General features: G+C 37.5%; 6 protein-coding genes and 1 tRNA gene. 6 read left to right on the top strand and 1 reads right to left on the bottom strand.

The window, feature by feature from the left end:
- The 5 genes from ACJMMI_RS05675 to ACJMMI_RS05695 all read left to right on the top strand — a co-directional run.
- A partial coding sequence (locus tag ACJMMI_RS05675) for a DUF3320 domain-containing protein (protein WP_405354237.1) occupies positions 1 to 2,748 on the top strand: 2,748 nt, incomplete at its 5' end.
- 24 nt (positions 2,749 to 2,772) lie between these two features.
- A complete protein-coding gene (locus ACJMMI_RS05680; RefSeq protein WP_405354238.1) occupies positions 2,773 to 3,657 on the top strand; it encodes a DUF4261 domain-containing protein in 885 nt (294 codons plus the stop codon).
- A gap of 134 nt (positions 3,658 to 3,791) precedes the next feature.
- Positions 3,792 to 4,910: a peptide chain release factor 2 gene (gene prfB, locus ACJMMI_RS05685; RefSeq protein ID WP_405354239.1), complete on the top strand. Its 1,119-nt coding sequence runs from the start codon at positions 3,792 to 3,794 to the stop codon at positions 4,908 to 4,910.
- 20 nt (positions 4,911 to 4,930) lie between these two features.
- Complete coding sequence (locus ACJMMI_RS05690; RefSeq protein ID WP_405354240.1) at positions 4,931 to 6,142, top strand: cofactor-independent phosphoglycerate mutase; 1,212 nt, start codon at positions 4,931 to 4,933, stop codon at positions 6,140 to 6,142.
- Between the two features lie 80 nt (positions 6,143 to 6,222).
- Complete coding sequence (locus ACJMMI_RS05695) at positions 6,223 to 6,405, top strand: hypothetical protein (protein WP_405354241.1); 183 nt, start codon at positions 6,223 to 6,225, stop codon at positions 6,403 to 6,405.
- On the opposite strand, the gene ACJMMI_RS05700 is transcribed toward ACJMMI_RS05695, so the two are convergent.
- On the bottom strand, positions 6,406 to 7,044 hold the full coding sequence (locus ACJMMI_RS05700; RefSeq protein WP_405354242.1) for an HAD family hydrolase: 639 nt from the start codon (positions 7,042 to 7,044) through the stop codon (positions 6,406 to 6,408).
- A gap of 205 nt (positions 7,045 to 7,249) precedes the next feature.
- On the opposite strand from ACJMMI_RS05700, the gene ACJMMI_RS05705 reads away from it, so the two are divergent.
- A tRNA-Leu gene (locus ACJMMI_RS05705) sits at positions 7,250 to 7,334 on the top strand.
- Positions 7,335 to 7,560 lie beyond the last annotated feature (226 nt).

Raw genomic sequence — 7,560 nt, forward strand, 5'->3', positions numbered from 1 at the left:
CAGTATTGCATTATGCCGGGTGCCGTTACTAAGGAAAATATCGTTAATTGGTATCAGCGACTAATTAATATAAATAAGCTGCATAGTGAGAATTTGAGTTGTGAAAATGAGCTTAGTTATTTTATTAATGAATTAGGTTCAGATTATAAGCAGGCACTTGATAAGTCAAACGCAGTTTACAATGCACTTTCTATATATAATGAAAACGATAAGCGAACAATAATTGCCGCATTTAAAAATGTCAATCTTTCTCAGCTTGCAAATGATATAAATTGTGTGAACAATTACATATCTAAATGGACTCAGCTCACACAAAATTTCAGAATTAATTCAGCAGAGCAGGATAACAACTGGCTTAATTCAACCTATGAAATTCTTGATTGTGTAAGCAAAAATATTGATAAGCTGTACGCAGTTACCGAGTACAATGCTAAACGAGAACAGCTTAAAAATGAAAATCTTGAGTGTGTTTGCAATGCAGTTGAAAGCGGAAAAGTTGATAAAAAAGACGCTGTTTATGCCTTTAACTGCAATGTCTATTATGCTCTTGCACTTAAATATATTTCTGCTGATGAAAGCCTTGCAAGCTTTAGGAGCAACAGCTTTGAACAGACTATAAGCGAATATCACGCATTAATTGATGAATATTCTCAGCTTACAATTCAAGAGCTTGTTGCAACCCTTTCGTCACAAGTGCCGGTTTCTGGCACAGCGAGTGCATCATCAGAACTAGGAATACTCAAAAGAGCAATCAAGAGCAACGGTAGAATGATGTCAATACGAAAACTGTTCAATGAAATTCCTACACTTTTACGCAGACTTTGCCCATGTATGCTTATGAGCCCGATTTCGGTTGCACAGTACATTGACCCGTCATTCCCTAAATTTGACCTTGTTGTGTTTGACGAGGCGTCACAGCTGCCGACAAGCGAGGCTGTCGGAACTATTGCAAGAGGAGAAAATGTTGTAGTAGTCGGTGACCCTAATCAATTGCCACCTACAAGTTTCTTTAAATCAAACAGAATTGACGAAGAAAACATAGAAAATGAAGATCTCGAAAGCTTGCTTGATGATTGCCTTTCAATTTCAATGCCACAGATGTACTTGAAGTGGCACTACCGTTCACGCCACGAAAGCCTTATTGCGTATAGCAATATGAAGTATTATGACAATAAGCTTTATACTTTCCCATCACCAAATGACAGAGTATCAGCCGTTAAGCTTATACATATTGACGGTTACTATGACAAGGGCGGTACAAAACAGAACAAAGCAGAGGCACAGGCTGTGGTTAATGAGATAATTCGCAGATTGTCTGATGAAGAACTCAGAACAAAGAGTATCGGTGTGGTTACATTCAATATTATTCAGCAGAATTTAATTGAAGATATGCTTGCTGATGAATTTGCAAAGCACCCTGACCTTGAAAAGCTTGACAGCGAGTCGGCTGAGCCTGTATTTGTTAAAAATCTTGAAAATGTACAGGGTGATGAGCGAGATGTAATTCTGTTTTCAGTTGGCTATGGCCCTGATAAGGACGGAAAAGTATCTATGAACTTTGGTCCTCTTAATCGTGACGGCGGTTGGAGAAGACTTAATGTTGCTATTTCAAGAGCAAGACAGGAAATGATGGTATATTCAACTCTTACCCCTGAGCAGATTGATTTATCACGCACAAGGGCTTTAGGAGTCGAGGGATTAAAAGGCTTTCTTAAATTTGCCGCTCAGAATCGCAATATCGTTATTCCTGACGGACAAATCAGCAAGTCTGTTGATAATACAGTTATAGAAGAAATAGCTAAGGAAATAGAAAAGCTTGGCTATAAAATAAACTGTAATATAGGCTGCTCGGAATATAAAATTGACATCGGTGCAGTTGACCCCGAAAACCCTGATAATTACATTCTCGGCATTCTTGCAGACGGCGAAAATTGTAAAAATTCCGCTACTTCTAAGGATAGATTTGTTTTACAGCCCGATGTACTTACCGGACTTGGCTGGAAGATTATGCGTGTCTGGACTCTTGACTGGCTTGATAATTCAACCCGTGTAATTGATAAAATTAAATCCGAGATTGAACAGGCTGTTGCTAATAAAAACGAAAAGCAGAAAACAACAGAAGTTGTAAAAACAAAGAACATTGAGTTTGAAAAAATTGATACATCCGATGATGTGAGCAGTCAGACAAGACAGAGAACTTATGAAAGCGTTCCTATGCAAATTCTCGGTGATTCTAACAGCTTTTACTCGGCAGCGGCAAATGTGGAAATTCAAAAGTTGATGTTTAAGGTTATATCTGTGCAAGCACCAATCAGCAAAAAAGCCTTGTATAAAACTGTGCTTTCAGCCTATGGTATTTCACGCTCGGGAACAAGGGCAGAGGCTTTGCTCGACAGTGTTCTCGGCAGAATTATGCACTCTGAAACCTCAGACAACGGAGTAATATTCATCTGGAAACCTGAACAAAAGCCTGATGAATACGAATTTTTCAGAGTGGCTGACTCAAATGCCGATAAGCGTAACATAGATGACATTCCTTCTAATGAAATATTAAATGCAGTTGTTCAGGTCCTATGCGAACAGGGAAGTATGCTCAAATCCGACCTTATAAAAGAAACCGCTAAAAAATTCAGATTTACCAGAACAGGCAGTTTGATAGAAATCACAGTAGGCTTTGCTGTTGAAAATGCGATTAATAGCGGCAAACTCAGTGTTTCGCAAGACGGAAAAATTACAGATAAAATATAATTATTTTGTGATAGGAGAATGGTAATGCTTGATAATAAAGAAAAAATTTTTCAACAAAATCTGAATGAAAAAGCACCTAACCCCGGAACCGTATTTTTTGTACATCTGTTATTTGAAGAAAAATGCGAAATGCCTCAGCAATCGGTAATGAATGAAATAATGAAAAAACATCTTGGCAAAGTAGATTGCTTTTCTTATAGTAAAACATCGGTAAGTTTTATACCTAAAAATTATATAGCTCATTTCAAAGATGCCGATATAAATCCGCAGCTTATAATTACCGAATGTATTAAAATAAAAGAACCTATTTTAAATGAATTGGAATTATCGCAGTTATGGGATTGCCCTGACGGAACTGAAATTCTTGAAAAATGTAAGTATCAAGTGATGGGAATGGATATGTTAGCTGCTGCAATGGACTATAAAGAAAGGGCAAATATGTCTGTTGAATTTATAGAAGCTTTGGCTGAAATGTTTCCTACTTGCAGGGCTTTTATTGCAGGCAATTCAAATAAAATGTTATCGAGGAAAAGTATTGTAACTTGCGATATTCCAAAGGAACAAAGGTTTATTAATTATGCAGTCAATGTCAGGTTTTTTAATATTCAGGGAACAGATGATATGATAGTTGATTCCGTTGGTATGAGTACAGTATGGCTGCCTGATGTTCAATATCATTTTAACACTTTAAATCCTGATAGTGTTGTATATCACGCATATAATGTTCTTAGTTATATTTATGATAATGAATGCCCTATTAAAAGCGGTGATCATATAGACGGACTTGAAAACGACAATATGAGTATAAATGTTCAATGGAATGTACAGTATGAAGAATCGTTGATACAACCTGCCAGAGAAGTTCTTGATGTTAATACAGGTGAATATGCAGCGGGAAACAGAGAATAAATTATTATGCTGTTTTCTTATTGATAAAAAACAGTTTACATTTACCCGCATATTTGATATAATAAAATAGTATGTGAAATAGTAATCTTATTTTTAGAACTATATATCAAATTAAGACAGGAATGGTATATTTTATGGTACAATTTGAGGAATTATTGTTAAAGGTACAGGCTCTTAAGCCTGAAATTGACGATTTGTCAGACGCTCTTGGTATGAAGGGCATGCTTTCAGAGATTCAGCAGCTTGAGCTTAAAGCTACCGAGCCGGGATTTTGGGATGATGTAGAAAAATCTCAAAAGGTTTTACAGCGTACAGGTGCATTAAAAGGCAAGGTTGAGGCTTACGAAGCCTTGGTTGCAAAGTATGAGGATACCTGTGCTTTAATCGAGCTTGCAAATGAGGAAGAGGACTTATCTCTCCTTGATGAGGCTGAGAGTGAGGCAGAGGGTGTAAAGGAAAGTCTTGAAAAGCAAAGACTACAGACACTCCTTACAGGCGAATATGATAAAAATAATGCAATTCTTACATTTCATGCAGGTTCTGGCGGTACTGAGGCTCAGGATTGGGCAGAAATGCTTTACAGAATGTACAACCGTTGGGCAGACGCTCATGGCTTTAAAGTTAAAGAGGTTGACTACCTTGACGGTGACGAAGCAGGACTTAAAAGTGCTGTTCTGCTTATTGAAGGCGAAAATGCTTATGGCTACTTAAAGAGCGAGGCAGGCGTTCACCGTCTTGTAAGAGTATCTCCTTTTGACTCACAAGGCAGAAGACACACAAGCTTTGCTTCTCTTGAGGTTATGCCTGAAATGGACGATAATATTGAAATAAACATTGCTCCCGAGGACATTAAAATGGATGTTTATCGTGCAAGCGGTGCAGGTGGACAGAAGGTCAACAAAACTTCATCTGCTGTTCGTCTTACTCATATTCCTACCGGTATTGTTGTAGCAAGCCAGGTTGAAAGAAGCCAGTATCAGAACAGAGATGTGGCTATGAAAATGCTTGTTTCAAAACTTATGGAAATCAAAGAGAGAGAGCATCTCGATAAAATTGAGGACATCAAGGGTGTTCAGAAAGAAATTACATGGGGCAGTCAGATCCGAAGCTATGTATTTATGCCATATACAATGGTTAAGGATCACCGTACTTCATACGAAACCGGTAATATTCAGGCTGTTATGGATGGCGATATTGACGGCTTTATTAACGCATATCTCAAATGTGCAAGTCTTGGCACATTGCAAAAATAATAGTAAAGAGGTAGATTAAAGTGAAATATTTGGTAATGCTTTGTGACGGTATGGCTGATGAGCCAAACGAGGCACTTGGTAATTCTACACCAATGGAAAAGGCTAATAAACCTTGTATGGACAGCCTTGCCGCTAAAGCTGAGGTAGGTATTGTAAAGACAGTTGCAGAGGGTTTGAAGCCCGGCAGTGATGTTGCAAACCTGTCTGTTTTAGGCTATGAACCGGCTATTTATTACAGCGGTCGTTCTCCGCTTGAGGCTGCAAGCATTGGCATTGATTTAAAAGATACAGATGTTACATTAAGATGCAACCTTGTTACGCTCTCTGATGATGAGGACTACGAGCACAAGACAATCCTTGACTACTGTGCTGATGATATTTCTTCAGAGGAAGCAAAAGTTCTTATTGAATACATTCAGGAAAAACTCGGAAATGATGAGTTCCGCTTCTATCCCGGTGTATCATACCGTCATTGCCTGGTTTGGAGCAACGGCAATCCACATCCGGGTGTTCTTACACCGCCTCATGACATTACAGGTAAGGTAATTACAGACTATATTCCAAAGGGTGAAGCTGTAGATGAGCTTTATGACCTTATGAAAAAGAGCTATGACCTTTTAAAGGATCACCCTGTTAATAAAGCAAGAATTGCAAGAGGCAAGCGTCCTGCAAACTCAATTTGGCTCTGGGGCGAGGGTACTAAGCCTTTGCTTGATAATTTCAGTGAAAAATTCGGCAAAAAGGGCAGTATGATTTCTGCCGTTGACCTTTTAAAGGGTATTGCAATCTGTGCCGGTATGAACAGCGTTGATGTTGACGGTGCAACAGGATATCTTGATACTAACTTTGATGGTAAGTGCAAAGCTGCTATTGAGGAATTCAAAAACGGTGCTGACCTTGTATATGTTCATGTTGAAGCACCTGATGAGTGTGGTCATCGTGGTGAAATAGAAAACAAGGTAAAGGCTATTGAAATGATTGACGAACATATTCTCGGCCCTGTAGTTGAATTTTTAAAGGGCTATGATGATTTTGCAGTCCTTGTATGCCCTGACCACCCAACTCCGCTTTCTATTCGCACACATACCTCTACACCTGTACCATATCTTATTTATGACAGCAAAAATGAGATTGAAAGCGGTGTAAAGACATTCTGCGAAAAAGAAGCAAGGGAAACCGGCAATTACATTGAAAAAGGCTTTACAATGATGAATTATTTCCTTACAAAATAATTTCATCTACATAATTCATTAAAAAATTTACATCCTCACATTTATAATTGAATTAATCAATAAAATGTGAGGATGTTTTTATGCGTGAATTAATTTTAATAGTTACTGCAATCATTATTATAGCTATCGTAGCCGTTGTGTTCGTTGTGATGTATATAAACCATAATAAGCATAACAGCAAATCTCATAAGCCTACAATTATTTATTATAAAGCTGAGAAAGATAGAGAAGATAACGATGATGCAACAAAAGAAGATGTGTAATTATTCAGCAAATACCTTTTCTGAAATCTCAAGAAGATCAGAAAAAGTATGAATTGTGTAATCGGGATTTTTAGTGCTGCCAAAGCCGTATTCAGCAAATACAAAAGGTACATTTGCATCTTTTGATGCAATCTGGTCGCCAATAGTGTCGCCAACATAGAAAGCTGAGTCTATGTTGTTTCTTTTAATAACAAGGCTGATGTTTTCGCCTTTTGTAAGCTGAGTTCTGCCAGACATTTCAAAGTCTGAGAAATATTTTGCAAGCTTGTGTGCTTTTAAGAATGATTCAATATAACCACACTGGCAATTACTGATAATTCCGAGAAAATACTTGTCAGAAAGCTTTTTAAGCACATCTTCAAGATTGTCGTACAAATGACCGCCTGATTTTTCAAGATAAGGCACTTCAACAGCACAACATTCTCTGATAATGCTCACGCCGTTTTCTTCGCTGAGTTCAGGGAGCATAATAGCCGCAATCTGCTCAATAGTCTTGCCCATATAGCTGTTCATTTCTTCAAGCGTAATCTGCTTTGTGGTTTCAGGGTGGTTTTTAAGCACCTCGTTCCATATAGGAAGAATAACATCGCTTGTGTGCCACAATGTGCCGTCTAAATCAAATAAAATAGCTTTTTTCATAATGAATGACTCCTGTGTTATTATCTCAATTTAAAACTGATGATAACACACTAAATATTTCTTGTCAATATAAGTATAGTCTTGTAAACAGAATGAGAATAAAATTGAAGAATTATAAAATATTTTTCAAAATACTGTTGACAAAATTATTATGTGGTGATATAATATATATCGTTGCCGAGAGGTATTAAAATATTAAATAAATGCGAGTGTGCTGGAATAGGCAGACAGGCACGTTTGAGGGGCGTGTGTTTCACGACGTACGGGTTCAAGTCCCGTCACTCGCACCATAAAAACAACTAACATTTTGTGTTAGTTGTTTTTATTTTTATAAGTAAATGATAGAATTTATACTATATATGAATATTTTGAGAGGAATAATATGATTCAAAAACATTGCCACGAATGTGGTGCAGAACTTACACTTAGAAAGCTTGAGGGCGAAGGAATGATTCCGTATTGCGAAAAATGCGGTCAATACAGATTTCCAATGTATAATGTAGCGGTAAGTATGAT

This window comes from Ruminococcus sp. (genome assembly GCF_045129435.1).
Lineage (GTDB): Bacteria > Bacillota > Clostridia > Oscillospirales > Acutalibacteraceae > Ruminococcoides.

Excerpts from the sequence above, each read along its gene's own strand:
- ACJMMI_RS05680 (WP_405354238.1), top strand. The coding sequence starts at position 2,773 with ATGCTTGATAATAAAGAAAAAATTTTTCAACAAAATCTGAATGAAAAA.
- prfB (WP_405354239.1), top strand. The coding sequence starts at position 3,792 with ATGGTACAATTTGAGGAATTATTGTTAAAGGTACAGGCTCTTAAGCCT.
- ACJMMI_RS05695 (WP_405354241.1), top strand. The coding sequence starts at position 6,223 with ATGCGTGAATTAATTTTAATAGTTACTGCAATCATTATTATAGCTATC.
- ACJMMI_RS05700 (WP_405354242.1), bottom strand. The coding sequence starts at position 7,044 with ATGAAAAAAGCTATTTTATTTGATTTAGACGGCACATTGTGGCACACA.